12 protein-coding genes are annotated in these 13,684 nt (G+C 72.3%); 8 read left to right on the top strand and 4 right to left on the bottom strand.

The genetic code is table 11. From position 1 onward, the window contains the following. The first annotated feature begins 1 nt into the window (after position 1). Complete coding sequence (locus DY218_RS29965; RefSeq protein ID WP_233521964.1) at positions 2-859, top strand: amidohydrolase family protein; 858 nt, start codon at positions 2-4, stop codon at positions 857-859. Here DY218_RS29965 and DY218_RS29960 read toward each other — a convergent pair. Continuing rightward, complete coding sequence (locus DY218_RS29960) at positions 847-2,307, bottom strand: lipase maturation factor family protein (protein WP_128559308.1); 1,461 nt, start codon at positions 2,305-2,307, stop codon at positions 847-849. The genes DY218_RS29965 and DY218_RS29960 overlap by 13 nt on opposite strands. Positions 2,308-2,448: 141 nt before the next feature. Here DY218_RS29960 and DY218_RS29955 point away from each other — a divergent pair, with 141 nt between their 5' ends. Continuing rightward, complete coding sequence (locus DY218_RS29955; protein ID WP_128559307.1) at positions 2,449-3,663, top strand: DUF6777 domain-containing protein; 1,215 nt, start codon at positions 2,449-2,451, stop codon at positions 3,661-3,663. A 68-nt stretch (positions 3,664-3,731) separates the two neighbouring features. Then, a complete protein-coding gene (locus tag DY218_RS29950; protein WP_128559306.1) occupies positions 3,732-5,795 on the top strand; it encodes a SpoIIE family protein phosphatase in 2,064 nt (687 codons plus the stop codon). A 68-nt stretch (positions 5,796-5,863) separates the two neighbouring features. Here DY218_RS29950 and DY218_RS29945 read toward each other — a convergent pair whose 3' ends face one another. Continuing rightward, on the bottom strand, positions 5,864-6,523 hold the full coding sequence (locus DY218_RS29945) for a zf-HC2 domain-containing protein (RefSeq protein ID WP_128559305.1): 660 nt from the start codon (positions 6,521-6,523) through the stop codon (positions 5,864-5,866). A gap of 119 nt (positions 6,524-6,642) precedes the next feature. Here DY218_RS29945 and DY218_RS29940 point away from each other — a divergent pair, with 119 nt between their 5' ends. From DY218_RS29940 to DY218_RS29925, 4 genes are all read left to right on the top strand, one after another. Further along, positions 6,643-7,407, top strand: coding sequence for a LytR/AlgR family response regulator transcription factor (locus DY218_RS29940; protein WP_128559304.1), 765 nt, complete (start codon positions 6,643-6,645; stop codon positions 7,405-7,407). A gap of 87 nt (positions 7,408-7,494) precedes the next feature. Next, on the top strand, positions 7,495-7,890 hold the full coding sequence (locus DY218_RS29935) for a hypothetical protein (protein WP_128559303.1): 396 nt from the start codon (positions 7,495-7,497) through the stop codon (positions 7,888-7,890). Between the two features lie 5 nt (positions 7,891-7,895). Continuing rightward, positions 7,896-9,674, top strand: coding sequence for a sodium/solute symporter (locus DY218_RS29930; RefSeq protein WP_128559302.1), 1,779 nt, complete (start codon positions 7,896-7,898; stop codon positions 9,672-9,674). Beyond that, positions 9,671-10,882: a sensor histidine kinase gene (locus tag DY218_RS29925; protein WP_128559301.1), complete on the top strand. Its 1,212-nt coding sequence runs from the start codon at positions 9,671-9,673 to the stop codon at positions 10,880-10,882. The genes DY218_RS29930 and DY218_RS29925 overlap by 4 nt, the downstream gene beginning before the upstream one ends. 15 nt (positions 10,883-10,897) lie before the next feature. Here DY218_RS29925 and DY218_RS29920 read toward each other — a convergent pair whose 3' ends face one another. Together DY218_RS29920 and DY218_RS29915 are read right to left on the bottom strand one after the other, a co-directional pair. After that, positions 10,898-11,413 carry a hypothetical protein gene (locus tag DY218_RS29920; protein WP_128559300.1) on the bottom strand — a complete coding sequence of 172 codons (516 nt, stop codon included), beginning with the start codon at positions 11,411-11,413 and terminating at the stop codon, positions 10,898-10,900. Between the two features lie 143 nt (positions 11,414-11,556). Continuing rightward, positions 11,557-12,183, bottom strand: a complete 627-nt coding sequence (locus DY218_RS29915; protein ID WP_128559321.1) for a sigma-70 family RNA polymerase sigma factor — start codon at positions 12,181-12,183, stop codon at positions 11,557-11,559. 189 nt (positions 12,184-12,372) lie between these two features. Here DY218_RS29915 and DY218_RS29910 point away from each other — a divergent pair, with 189 nt between their 5' ends. Then, on the top strand, positions 12,373-13,629 hold the full coding sequence (locus tag DY218_RS29910; protein WP_128559299.1) for a CapA family protein: 1,257 nt from the start codon (positions 12,373-12,375) through the stop codon (positions 13,627-13,629). The last annotated feature ends 55 nt before the right edge of the window (positions 13,630-13,684 follow it).

Here is a 13,684-nt window from a genome sequence, read left to right as displayed (position 1 = left end):
CGTGAACAGCGCCCCGGATGCCGTCGTGGACGCCCACCACCACGTCTGGGACCTGTCCGTGCGCGACCAGGACTGGATCACCGGACCCGAACTCGCCCCCATCCGAAGAGACTTCACGCTCGCCGAGCTGGAGCCGCTCGCCCGCGGCGCCGGCGTCGTCGCCACCGTGCTGGTGCAGACCGTCACCGTCGCGGACGAGACACCGGAGCTCCTCGCGCTCGCCGCCGACAGCGAACTCGTGGCGGGAGTCGTGGGCTGGGCCGACCTCACCGCGCCCGACATCACCGACCGGCTCCACCGGCTGCGTGAACTGCCCGGTGGACAGTACCTGGTGAGCATCCGTCACCAGGTGCAGGGCGAACCCGACCCGTCCTGGCTGCTCCGCCCCGACGTGCGGCGCGGACTCGACGCGGTCGCCGCGGCCGGGCTCGCATACGACCTGGTGGTCCTTCCGCACCAGCTGCCCGCCTGCGCCGAGGCGGCCGCGCGGCATCCCGAACTCACCTTCGTACTGGACCACTTGGGCAAGCCGCCGATCGCTGCCGGGGCGCTGCAGCCCTGGGCCGCGGACGTCACATCGCTCGCAGGCCTGCCGAACACCTTCTGCAAGCTGTCCGGCATGGTCACCGAGGCGGACCCGGGTGCCTGGACGACAGCCGACCTCGTACCGTACGCGGACCGGGTCCTCGAGGCCTTCGGGCCGTCGCGCCTGATGTTCGGCTCCGACTGGCCGGTCTGCACCCTGGCCGCGGGATACACCGAAGTGGTGGATGTGGCACGGGAGTTGACACAAGATCTGTCCGCCGGTGAGCGCATCGAGGTGTTCTCGGGAACCGCCAGGCGTGCCTACCGCCTCTGAGCCGGCCGGCCGCCCCCGCCGACGGGGCGACCGGTGGTGTCGAGCCGTGTCGGCGGCAGGAAGTCGCGCAGATACTCGCGGTGCCACCAGGCGCCGGTGGCCCGCAGCTCGCGCCAGGTGGTGAACCGGCACCGGTAGAGGCGGGCCCGTACGAACGCCGGCGGGGCATCGGGGAACGGGTTCTGACGCAGTAGCCGCAAGGTGTCCCGGTCACCCTCGAGCAGCCGCTCCACGAACCCGCCGAACCATGGCTCCGCGTACCTCGGACCCAGCGCGGCGAACCACATCATCCAGTCGAGCCGCAGATGGTACGGCGCGAACTGCCGTGGCAGACGCCGTACTTCACCGGGCTTGCCGTGGAAGCCGTACTCCCGCCAGGCCGTGTCGTCGGACGGCGGGTGCGCGTGATCCGTACCCTCCAGCACGATCTCGTGGCGCACCCGCCCGACGGTCCCGAAGGCGCCGTAGGTGTTGACCAGGTGGAGCGGGTCGAAGGAGCGGTTCATCACCTGCCGGCGGGACAGCATGTTGCGCACCGGCCGGACACTGAGGGCGACGACGAGCGCCGTCACGGCCAGGACGACGATCTCGTACCAGAGCGGCGGCGCATCGAGGGCGGGCGGCGGGCCGGTGAGCGGGGTGTAGTCGACCGCCGAGGCGGCCAGGACGATGGTGAGCCAGTTCAGCCAGGCGAAGTTGCCCGAGAGGACCAGCCACAGCTGGGTGACCACGACGATTCCGGCGGCCACCGAGGCGACCGGCTGCGGGGTGAGGATCAGGAAGGGCACCAGGAGCTGCGTCACATGGTTCGCGGCCACCTCCACCCGGTGCACCGGCTTCGGCAGCCGGTGGAAGAACCAGGACAGCGGGCCCGGCATCGGCTGCGTCTCGTGATGGAAGTCCAGACAGGTGAGCCGGCGCCAGCAGGGATCGCCGCGCCACTTGATCAGGCCCGCGCCGAACTCGACGCGGAACAGCAGCCAGCGCAGCAACCAGAGGACCAGGACCGGTGGCGCGAGATGGGACGGGCCCAGAAAGACCGCGAGGAAGCCGGCCTCCAGGAGCAGTGACTCCCAACCGAAGCCGTACCAGGTCTGCCCGACGTTCACGATCGACAGATACAGGACCCACGGCACCGCCCACAGCGCCATCGCCGCGGCAGGCGGAAGCCCTCCGTCCAGGCCCGCGAGCAGCACAGCGGCACAGAGCGCGCCCGTCCACGCGGTCACCGCGAACAGGCGGTCCGAGTACCGGAGGTGGAACAGGCTCGGGGCCCGCCGGAACGGCACCGCGGCCACGAACCGCGGCACGGGCAGCATCCCGCGCTCGCCGATCAGCGCGCGGAACTGCAGGGCGGCGCCGACGAACGCGACGAGATAGACCGCGGCCAGGCCCCGCTGGAAGACCAGCCGGGCCACCCAGTACTCGGGCGCAGCGAACCACTCCACGCCTCCCAGTCTGACTCCGGGCACCCCGGCTCGGCTTGCGGGCCGGTCGGTGAGCCGCCAGACAATGGGCACAGACAGCAACGAACAGCAACGAACACGGACGAATACGTCGAACGCGGCTGGGAGATCGGTGTGAAGCGAGTGACGAGGCGGAGAGCCAAGGCCTTCGCGATACCCACGGCCCTCGCGGCGAGCGCCGCCCTCGCCCTCGCCGGCTGCACGACCGGCGGCCAGAGCGGCGTGGCCGCCGCGTCCGACCAGGAACTCTTCCTGGAGCCGGTGGCCGCCGAGGGCCCCGACCCGTTCACCGAGTCCACCGCGGCCCGGTCGGCGACGGCTCCGCCCGTCACCCGATCGCCGCAATCGGATCCGACGGGCACGCCGAGCGGGCGGGGTGCGCGCACCTACTCCGGCGACACAGCAGGTCTCTACGGCGGCACCCGGAACGTGAGCAGCTGCGACGTCGAGAAGCAGATCCGCTTCCTCTCCGCCGAACCGGCCAAGGCCGCGGCCTTCGCCGGGGCCGTGGGGATCAGCCGGTCCGAGGTGACCGCCTATCTGCGCGGGCTCACCCCGGTCCAGCTGCGCGCCGACACCCGGGTCACCAATCACGGCTTCCGGTCCGGCCGTGCGAACGCGTACCAGTCGGTGATGCAGGCCGGCACCGCGGTCCTGGTCGACAACCGGGGACTGCCCCGGGTGCGCTGCGCCTGCGGCAATCCGCTGACGCCGCCCGCGCAGCTGCACGGCAGCCCGCGCCACCAGGGCAAGCAGTGGCCCGGCTATCAGGTGGACCAGGTCGTGGTGATCCAGCAGTCGACGCAGGTCATCAACAACATCACCATCGTGAACGTCACCAACAACACCTGGATCCAGCGCCCGATCGGCGACGACGGTCGCCGCGACAAGCCCGTTCCGCCGCCGGAGCCGAGCCCGCGGACGACCAGCCCCAGCCCGGACGAGGACTCCACCGGGCCGGACGACGACGAGTCCCCGGACCCGGACTCGTCGAGCCCCGACGATCCGGATTCGCCCGACGATCCCGATGACCCGGACCAGGACGACCCCGACCAGGACGACCCGGACGCGCCCGTGAATCCGGACGACCCGGACCAGGACGACCCGGACCAGCAGGACCAGGACCAGCAGCCCGACCCCGACGACCCGGACCAGCAGGAGAACCCGGACCAGGACGACCCCGACCCCGACGAGTCCGCCGGCCAGAACCCCGACGGGACGACGGACGACGACACCCCGGACGACTGCCCCACCGTGCTGCCGACCGGCCCCGACGGCGCCGCTCTGCCGATCCCGGACGGCTGCCCGACGCCGCTGCTGGGAGCCCAGGGAAGCTGACCGTACGGCCCGATCACGCGACGTAGCCAAATGTCGAAAAAGGGTACGAACAGTGGCAAGGTGGCTCCATGGTTGATCGGGGAACGAGCGACCTGTCATTCCCGGACGACTGGCCCCTGCACCCGGACCCGATCCTGGCGCTCAACCGGATGGGCAGCTTCGACTGGGACCTCGGCACGGGTCTCATGCACATGGACGCCCAGGCGCGCGAGATCTTCGACCTGACCGGGGAGGAGTACGACGAGCGCCCGCTGTCCCTCGCCGACCGCGTACCTCCCGCCGACGGGCACCGCCTGGACGGCATGGTGTCCCGCGCCCTGAAGGACGGCAGCGAGAACTACGGCGCCTACTTCCGCGTCCGCCGCCGGGACGGAAGCCTGCGCTGGACCCACACCCAGGGCTGCATCCGCCGCGACGACGAGGGCGTCCCGCGCCGCATCATCGGCATCGTCCGGGACGCCACCCAGGAGCTCAGCGACACCGAGGCCCGCCTCGAGACGGACGCGCAGCGCCGGCGGCAGACCAGCGTCGTCCAGGCCACCGCGGCAGCGCTCGCCCACGCCCGTACCGTCCAGGACGTCATCGACGTGCTCAGCGACGAGCAGGGGATCTCCCGCTTCGGACCGGCCAGCCTGGTCGTCGGGCTCGTCGAGGCCGGCCGGATCCGACTCGTCGCCGACGGGCCCCAGGGCGCCTATGTGGAGGGCACGGCGATCACCCGCATCGACGAGCCGTACCCGATGGGTGAGGTGGTGCGCACCATGGCACCGCGGTTCATCGAGAGCGCCCAGGACTTCGCCGATTCGTACCCGATCCTGTGGCCGCACATCGCCCATCTGGAGATCACCGCCGCCGCGTATCTGCCGCTCATCGCACAGGCGAGACCGATCGGCGCCATCGGCCTCCTCTACACCGGCAAGACCGGATTCACCCCCGAGGAGCGGAACCTGCTGGTCGCCCTCTGCAGCTCCATCGCCCAGAGCCTGCAGCGCGCCATGCTCTTCGAGCAGGAGAAGGACCTGGCACAAGGACTCCAGCAGGCGATGCTGCCGCGCACCATCCCGGACGTACCCGGCGCCGACATCGCGGTGCGCTACCGCGCTGCCCGTGAGGGACGCGACGTGGGCGGCGACTGGTACGACGTCATCCAACTGCCCGGCGGCAAGGTCGGCGCCGTGATCGGCGACGTCCAGGGACACGACACCCATGCGGCCTCCGTCATGGGCCAGCTGCGCATCGTCCTCAAGGCGTACGCGGCGGAGGGCCACAACCCCGCGACCGTGATGGCCCGCGCCTCGTCCTTCCTGCACGAACTGGACACCGACCGCTTCGCGACCTGCCTGTACGCCGAGGCCGAACTCTCCACGGGAGTCGTCCAGTTCGTCCGGGCCGGTCACATCGACCCGCTGGTGCGCGGCACCGACGGCGGCTGCCGGCGGCTGCCCGTGGACGGCGCCCTGCCGCTCGGCCTCTCCGCAGAGTTCGGGCGGCTCGAATACCCGGTCACCACCATGGAGCTCGACCCGGGCCAGACCCTGGTGCTGTGCACGGACGGCCTGGTCGAGGAGCCCGGCGCCGATCTGGACGACGGCCTGCAACGCCTCACCTCGCTCGTCGGCTCGGGCCCCGCGGACCTGAGCGAACTCGCGGATCTGCTCTGCGGCGCGGACGAGGCGGCGTCCGGCCTCGACGACGCGGCGCTGCTCCTGCTGCGCCGCCGCCTGACCGATGCGCCGCAGTCCGGCGGGCGGCTGCAGCAGTACGTCGGCCCCGGCGACCCGGAGGCGCTCACCGAGGCCCGGCACATGATCCGCGCGGCGGTGCGGGCCTGGGGCGCGGGGGAGGGGGCCGACGAGATCGAACTGGTCGCGGACGAGCTGATCACCAATGCGCTGATGCACACGGAAGGGGCCGCGATCGTCACCCTGCGGGTGCTCGCCGGGAGCGAGCGGCGGCTGCGGATCGAGGTGGAGGACACCTCCAGTGCACTGCCCCGGCGGCGCGAGGCGGGGGAGTCGGGGGTGTCCGGGCGGGGGCTTCTCCTCGTGGACCGGCTCGCGGAGGTGTGGGGGGTGGAGTCACGGGGGTCGGGCAAGTGCGTGTGGTGCGAGTTCACGATTCCCGACCGATGACGCGGGCCGCCGCACCGCACCTTCGCTGCATGCTCTCGGCCTCGCCCGCGCAGGGAGGTGCGCCCGTCTCAGCCGCCGGAGGGGCTCGACAGGGAGACCAGGCGTTCGCCGTCCCGCGTACGGACCTCGAAGTGGTCGATCTCCGTGGGGCGCAGCGCCGTACCCGCGCTGGTCGTCATGGATCTCTCGGCCCCGGCCGACCACGTCGTGACGGTCCGTTCCGTGCCGTCCCTGGCCACCGCCACCAGTGCGCAGTCCCGGGTGCCGTCCGGATCGCTGACCTCGAGACCCACCTCCGTACCCCACCGCCGGTCGTGCTCGACCAGCACAGCCGACACCCCGCTCTTCGCGTCCCGCGCGACGAGCCGTGTCGCGTCCGGTTCGCCCCCGCCGTCGTACGCTCCCACCGCCCCGGCGCCGGCGGCCGCGAGCACCACCGAGGCGGCCACCAGGCGCAGCCGCGCCCGCTCCCCTCGCCGCCGGGCCCGCCCCACCTCGGCCAGCAGGCGGTCCAGGAGCGCGGGCGACACCACGGTGAACGCCTCGGCGGCGGGGGGCGCCGACCCCGCGTAACGCGCAAGCGCCCGAGTCGTACTCGCGAAGCCGGAGACCGCCGCGGAGCAGTCGGGGCAGACCGCCAGATGCTCCTCGAAGCGGAACGCGTCCGCCCGGTCCAGTACACCGAGCGCGTATGCGCCGGCGTCGCGATGGCGTTCAGGCCCCAGCATGTCGATCCCCACGTTTCCGCCCGAAGGTGCTCCGGCTCTCCGGTACGCAGCACACCGCCGATTCACTCAACCTTCACCGGCATTGGCCCACGACTGCCGACCACATACACTCCAGGCGCATGCTGCGCGTACTGGCCGTCGACGACGAAGAACCCGCACTCGCCGAGCTGCTCTACCTGCTCCGCGCCGACCCGCGGATCGGCAGCGCCGAGGGGGCCACGGACGCCAATCAGGCGCTGCGCCGCATCGGCCGCGCGCTGGAGGCCGGGCCCGACAGCGCGGACGCCGTCGACGTGCTGTTCCTGGACATCCAGATGGCCGGACTCACCGGACTCGACGTCGCCCGCCTCATCGCCGGATTCGCCAGGCCCCCGCTGATCGTCTTCGTCACGGCGCACGAGGACTTCGCCGTGCAGGCCTTCGACCTGAAGGCCGTCGACTACGTGCTCAAGCCGGTCCGCACGGAGCGGCTCGCGGAGGCGGTACGGCGCGTGGCGGAGCAGGTCGGCACGCGCGAGACGCGGACCGCCCGCCCGGTGCCCGCCACCACGGCCGAGAGCATCCCGGTGGAGCTCGGCGGCGTGACCCGCCTGGTGGCCGTCTCCGACATCGCCTACGCCGAGGCCCAGGGCGACTACGCCCGGCTGCACACCGGAGAGGAGAGCCACCTGGTGCGGGTGCCGCTGTCCACCCTGGAGGAGCGCTGGCAGCAGCACGGTTTCGTACGGATCCACCGGCGGCATCTGGTCGCGCTGCACCGCATCGACGAGCTCCGCCTCGACGCGGGCAGCATGAGCGTGCGGATAGGAGAGGCCGAACTCGCCGTGTCCCGCCGCCACGCCCCGCGCCTGCGCGAGCTCCTGATGCGCCCGAGCGGCACCTGACGCGCCCGCACACCATGCCCCTGACCAGCCCGTTCGTTATGAACGGAGCCTTCCGCCGCACCCCGCACGCGCCGTACACTCCTGGCCGTGTCCGCAGAGCCAACGCCCCGACGTGAAGTGGTCACCGGGGAGCCGCGCCGGGTGCACCGGCTGCCGGGGCACCCCACCCAGTCGGAGATCGACGAGCAGACCACACTCGGTGCCGCCTATGTACGGTCCCTGATGCGCAGTCAACTCCGAGCCGGGCTCACCGCGTTCGGCTTCCTCGCGCTCACCGTCGTGACCCTGCCGCTGTTCTTCGACGCCCTCGGCAACGCCTCGGTGGTCTGGATCGTCCTCGGCTTCGCCTGCTATCCGGTCCTGGTCGGCATCGCCTGGTGGTACGTGCACCGCGCCGAGCGCAACGAACGCGACTTCGCCCGCCTGGTGCACGGAGTGCACGGCCCCGAGCGCCCGCCCGGCCGGCCGGCGGAAGGCGACTGACCGCCGTGCCCCAGTCGTACGCGATCACCGCGGTCGCGGTCGTCGTCCTCGCCACCGTCCTCATCGGCGGCTTCGGCCTGCGCATCTCCCGCACCACCTCGGACTTCTACGTCGCCTCGCGCACCGTCGGCCCCCGCCTCAACGCGGCCGCGATCAGCGGCGAGTACCTCTCCGCCGCGTCCTTCCTGGGCATCGCCGGCCTGCTCCTGCTGCACGGCCCCGACATGCTCTGGTATCCCGTCGGCTACACGGCCGGCTATCTGGTGCTGCTGGTCTTCGTCGCCGCACCGCTGCGCCGCTCCGGCGCCTACACCCTGCCGGACTTCGCCGAGGGCCGCCTCGAGTCCCGCCAGGTGCGGCTGCTCGTCAGCATGCTGGTGGTGGGGGTCGGCTGGCTCTACCTCACCCCCCAACTGCAGGGCGCAGGGCTCACCTTGGAGATCCTCACCGGGGCGCCGCGCTGGCTCGGCGGCACCCTGGTGGCGGTCGTCGTGGTGGTCTCGGTCGCCGCGGGCGGCATGCGAAGCATCACCTTCGTCCAGGCCTTCCAGTACTGGTTGAAGCTCACCGCGCTGCTCGTGCCCGCCCTGTTCCTGGTGCTCGCCTGGCAGGGCGACGGCAGTCCCGGACCCGAATTCGACGAACCGGCCCGCTTCCGGGAACAGCGCACCGTCCGTATCCAGGACACCGTCGACATGAAGCTCGGCGCCCCGCTCACCGTCCGCGCCGACGGAGTCGTGGACGACCGGCGATACGAGGACGCCACGGTCAGCCTCGACGAGGGCACCCACCGCATCGCCGGCGGCACCCGCCTCACCTTCCCCGAGGGCGGCGAAGTGCCACGCCGCGAGCCGGGATCGGCCGACAGCGTCAGCCAGCCGCTCGCCACCAGCCGCGCCGACCACCCGCTGTACGCGACATACGGGCTGATCGTCGCCACCTTCCTCGGCACCATGGGCCTGCCGCACGTCGTCGTGCGCTTCTACACCAGCCCCAACGGCCGTGCCGCCCGCCGCACCACCGTCGTCGTCCTCGGCCTGATCGGCGCCTTCTACCTGCTGCCACCGCTGTACGGCGCGCTCGGCCGGATGTACGCCCCCGAGCTCACCCTCAGCCAACAGGCCGACGCCGCCGTCCTGTTGATGCCCGAACGCCTGGTCTCCGGGGCCGGCGGGGATCTGCTCGGCGCGCTGATCGCCGGCGGCGCCTTCGCTGCGTTCCTGTCCACCGCATCCGGTCTGACCATGGCGGTGGCGGGGGTGCTCAGCCAGGACGTGCTGCCCTCCCGAGGGGTCCGCCACTTCCGGCTCGCCACCGCGCTCGCGATGGTGGTGCCGCTGGCCGGTGCGCTGCTCGTCACCGGGGTGCCGGTGGCGGACGCCGTGGGCATGGCCTTCGCGGTGTCCGCCTCGTCGTTCTGCCCGCTGCTCGTACTCGGCATCTGGTGGCGCGGGCTGACCCCGCCCGGCGCCCTCGCGGGGCTGCTGCTCGGCGGCGGTTCCGCGCTCGTGGCGGTGACGCTCACCGTCACCGGTCTGGCGGGCGACGGCTGGCTGCACACCCTGCTCGCCTGGCCGGCGGTCTGGTCGGTGCCGGTCGGCTTCCTCGCCATGGTGCTCGGCTCCCTCGCCACCCGTTCCAGCGTGCCGCCGCACACCAGCGCCACCATGACCCGGCTGCATCTGCCGGAGTCCTTGAGCGTCCAGGAGACCGCCGCGGCGGCCGAGTCGGGCGACGGCGCGAGTGCGGCGCCCGCGCCGGCCGCGGAACGGAGAGTCCGATGACCGGTACCGGAGCGGCCGTACTGCTCGCCCTGTGCCCGCTGCTGCTGGCCGGCGGCTTTCTGCTCGGCCGCCGCACCGCGCACCCCGTGGGCCGCAGCGACGTCGGCACGCCCGTGGAGCGCGCCACCTTCGAGACCCTGCACACCGCCTCGCTCGCCGCACCTCCGCTGCGGGCGGGCCTCACCGAGGACACCGCACGCAAGGCGGCGGGCCGGCTGCGCACCCTGCTCGGCACCGACGCGCTCTGCCTGACCAACCGCAGCGTGGTCCTCGCCTGGGACGGCACCGGCGACCAGCACGGCGACCCGGTGATGGACCGCCTGACCACCCTGCTCGACACCGGCCGTGGCGCCGCCTTCGACTGCTCCTGCGGCGATCTCGACTGCCCGCGCCGCTGGGGCGTCGCCGCGCCGATCGTCGTGGACCACCGGGTGCTCGGCGCGCTCGTGGCCTATGCGCCACGGGAGTCCGCCGTACTCGCCCGGGCCACCGAGGAGGTCGCGCGCTGGGTGTCCGTACAGCTGGAGCTGGCCGAGCTCGACCGTTCACGAACCCGCGTCATCGAGGCCGAGATCAAGGCACTGCGGGCGCAGATCTCCCCGCACTTCGTCTTCAACTCGCTGGCCGCGATCGCCTCGTTCGTCCGCACCGACCCGGAGCGCGCCCGCGAACTGCTGCTGGAATTCGCCGACTTCACCCGCTACTCGTTCCGGACGCACGGGGACTTCACCACCCTCGCGGACGAGTTGCACTCGATCGACCAGTATCTGGCCCTGGTCCGGGCCCGGTTCGGTGAGCGGCTCGCCGTCACTCTGCAGGTGGCGCCGGAAGTGCTGCCGGTCGCGCTGCCGTTCCTCTGTCTGCAGCCGCTGGTGGAGAACGCCGTCAAGCACGGACTCGAAGGAGCCGTCACGCGCAGCCGGATCACCATCAGGGCCGAGGACGCGGGCGCGGAGGCGCTGGTCGTCATCGAGGACGACGGGGTGGGCATGGAGCCGGAGCGGCTGCGCCGCATTCTGCGGGGCGAGGGCGGCCCGACGGCGGGCATCGGCCTCTCCAATGTGGACGAGCGGCTGCGGACCGTCTTCGGCGACGCCTACGGTCTGGTCATCGAGACCGGCAGCGGGGCGGGCATGAAGATCACCGTCCGGATTCCCAAGTACCGTGCGGGCGTGCACTCTTCACCGTCCTCGCACCAGGACGGCTGACCGGCGGGACCGTCCTCAGAACAGACTGATCGCCAGATGCCCCAGCGGCAGCCCCAACTGCCAGGCCGGCGTCCACACCTGAGGCTGTTCCTCCTCCTCGGGCCGCGCACCGCCCTCGTGCAGCACGGCGTCGAGGTCGGGGGCGAGCAGCTCCGTCTCCTCCAGCCAGCGCCAGGCGGCCTGCGCGAGCGCGAGGTCGGGACCGGTGCCCCCGGCCGCGGCGGCCTCCGCGCCGAGCACATCGAGCCGTTCGCGTACCCAGTCCTGCCAGGGCCGGTCGTACGCGGTCAGGGACAGCCAGGTGTCCAGCTGGGTGATGACCCGGATGCCCGCCAACTCGCCCTCGGCGTCGGACAGAAAGATGGTCAGGGCCAGCGCCTTGCGGCCCGCGCGGTACTCGAATGATGTGGGCGGCATCAGATCACCGGTGCGCAGCAGCTCCTCGGCGATGTACTCGGCGTACAACCACGCCATCGGCACCGTCAGCTCACCGGGTTCGCCACCGGCGCCGTCCCTGTTCGTGTGCGGCATCGTGTCCTGCCTTCCTCCGGTCCCTCCAGTCCGTGTGCGGACGAGGCTCCCGGCCCTCATCCGAGTAAACGGCTGCCAGTAGCCGATTACTCAACGGGGCCGCGAGCAAGGGACTTTGCAGAGGCTTGACCCGATGACCGGTTTCACCGCAGGTCGCCGGAGTATCCCGGGAGAACTCGCCGCAGTGCGCGCAACGCGTAGTACGCACGGGACTTCACGGTACCCGGAGGGATGTCGAGGGCGGCAGCCGCCTCCGCTGTGCTCGCACCCCGGAAGTACACCTGATGGAGGACGGCCCGGTGTTCCGGGCTGAGAGTTCGTACGGCCTCGCGTACATCGAGGACCGCGGCCGAGCGCTCCGCGTGGTCCGCGCAGGCCGGGGCCCGGTCGAGCGAGGCGCCGTCGACCTCGGTGGGGCGCGCCAGACGGGCTCGCCGAGCGTCGATCGCGAGCCGCCGGCCCACGGTGAACAGCCAGGGCCGTACCGCACCGTGCTCCGGAGCCAGTGCCTCCGGATGCTGCCAGACGCGCAGCAGGGTCTCCTGCACGAGATCCTCCGCACGCTGCCGGTCGCCGCCCGTGAGCCGGAGCAGGAACGTGAACAGGGCGCCGCCGTGCTCACGCTGCAGTTCGGCGAGCACCCGTTCCTCGGTCCGGTGCGCTGCCGGATGGCGCCCCGCCTCCGGTGGGCCCGCGGGGCGCGTGCTGCCGTAGTCCTGGATCGCCGTCGTCATGGGCGTATGGCAACGCACGCGCTGCGCTGCGCACATATGCCGCGCGGCCATCTGCGGCGGGCGGTCGAAGCCGTCGGCGAATGGTGCGGCGAACGGGCCACCGGCCACGCAAGTGGATGTGGAAGCTCCCATTTCGAGGGTCATGTTCGGTATTGCGGCTTGACTACCGATATGGCCGAATGTGGATTCGTACGGCCGATATTCCCGAACGACGGAGACTGGCCGATGACCCAGCGCAGCACGGGCCCCGGGGACACCAAGGACCGGCATCGCGGCGGGGGCGCCCCTCGGGGCGGGGCGCTGCTCGCGGCCGTGCTGCTCGCTACGGCCGCGACGGCCTGCGGCACGGACGCCGGCGCCCCCGACACGTCCCCGAGCACCGCCGCACCACGCGGCAACGCCACCAAGATCCCCGGCCCCGCCCCCTCGGTGGCGGGCGGACAGGGCGCACGCCCCGCCGGTTTCACGCTGGTCGCCGGCGGTGACGTCCTGCCGCACGACTCGGTCATCAGCCGCGCCGCCCTGGACGCCGGCGGCGACGGATACGACTTCCGGCCCATGCTCGCCGGCGCCAAGCCCGTGGTCTCCCGGGCCGATGTGGCGATCTGCCACATGGAGACGGTCTACGGCGAGAACGGCGACTACACCGGATACCCCACCTTCAAGTCGCCCCCCGAGGTCGCGACCGCCCTCGCGGAGACCGGCTACGACTCCTGCTCCACCGCGTCCAACCACACCCTGGACGACGGCGCAGCCGGCGTACGCCGAACCCTGGACGCCCTGGACCGCGCCGGGGTGAAGCACACCGGTTCGGCCCGCTCGGCGAACGAGGCACAGCGCCCGGCCCTGATGGAGGCGGGCGGCGCCAAGGTCGCCCATCTGGCGTACACCTACGGCACCAACGGCGCGCCCCTGCCGCCGGGACAGCCCTGGGTCGTCAACAAGCTCGACGCCGCAAAGGTCGTCGCCGACGCGAAGGCCGCCCGGCGGGCCGGCGCCGACGTCGTGGTGGTCAGCCCGCACTGGGGCACCGAGTGGCAGGACGAGCCCGACGCACGCCAGCTCGACCTCGCCGAGCAGCTCACCGCGGCGCAGACCGACGGACGCCCGGACATCGACCTGATCATCGGCACCCACGCCCACGTGCCGCAGGCGTACGAGAAGGTCAACGGGACCTGGGTGGTCTACGGCATGGGCGACCAGATCGCCGGCGCCATGGTCAACCACGCCGGGGAACAGGACCCCCGCGGCAACCAGAGCTCGATGGGCCGCTTCACCTTCGCGCCGCCCGCGCAGCCGGGCGGGCGATGGACGGTGCGCCGGGCCGAGTTCCTGCCCATGTGGTTCGACCCGGACGCGGGCCGCGTGACGAACCTGGGCGGTGACCTGGGTACGGGCGATCTCGCCGGGACCCGCGACCGTATCCGGCGGCTGGTGCTCAGCCGCGGGGCGGACAAGGACGGCCTCGTCATGGGCAAGTGACACCGCCGCCGAGCACCCCGTACACACGCATCCGCGGCCTCCCGGCGAACGGGAG

Origin of the sequence: Streptomyces triticagri, from assembly GCF_003429565.1 — a bacterium.
Classification (GTDB): domain Bacteria; phylum Actinomycetota; class Actinomycetes; order Streptomycetales; family Streptomycetaceae; genus Streptomyces; species Streptomyces triticagri.
This window is presented reverse-complemented; position numbering and strand designations above follow the sequence as displayed.

Bases quoted from the DNA above. Each gene is read 5' to 3' on its own strand.
- DY218_RS29950 (WP_128559306.1), top strand. From the start codon at position 3,732: ATGGTTGATCGGGGAACGAGCGACCTGTCATTCCCGGACGACTGGCCC.
- DY218_RS29945 (WP_128559305.1), bottom strand. From the start codon at position 6,523: ATGCTGGGGCCTGAACGCCATCGCGACGCCGGCGCATACGCGCTCGGT.
- DY218_RS29940 (WP_128559304.1), top strand. From the start codon at position 6,643: ATGCTGCGCGTACTGGCCGTCGACGACGAAGAACCCGCACTCGCCGAG.
- DY218_RS29925 (WP_128559301.1), top strand. From the start codon at position 9,671: ATGACCGGTACCGGAGCGGCCGTACTGCTCGCCCTGTGCCCGCTGCTG.
- DY218_RS29920 (WP_128559300.1), bottom strand. From the start codon at position 11,413: ATGCCGCACACGAACAGGGACGGCGCCGGTGGCGAACCCGGTGAGCTG.
- DY218_RS29915 (WP_128559321.1), bottom strand. From the start codon at position 12,183: ATGTGCGCAGCGCAGCGCGTGCGTTGCCATACGCCCATGACGACGGCG.
- DY218_RS29910 (WP_128559299.1), top strand. From the start codon at position 12,373: ATGACCCAGCGCAGCACGGGCCCCGGGGACACCAAGGACCGGCATCGC.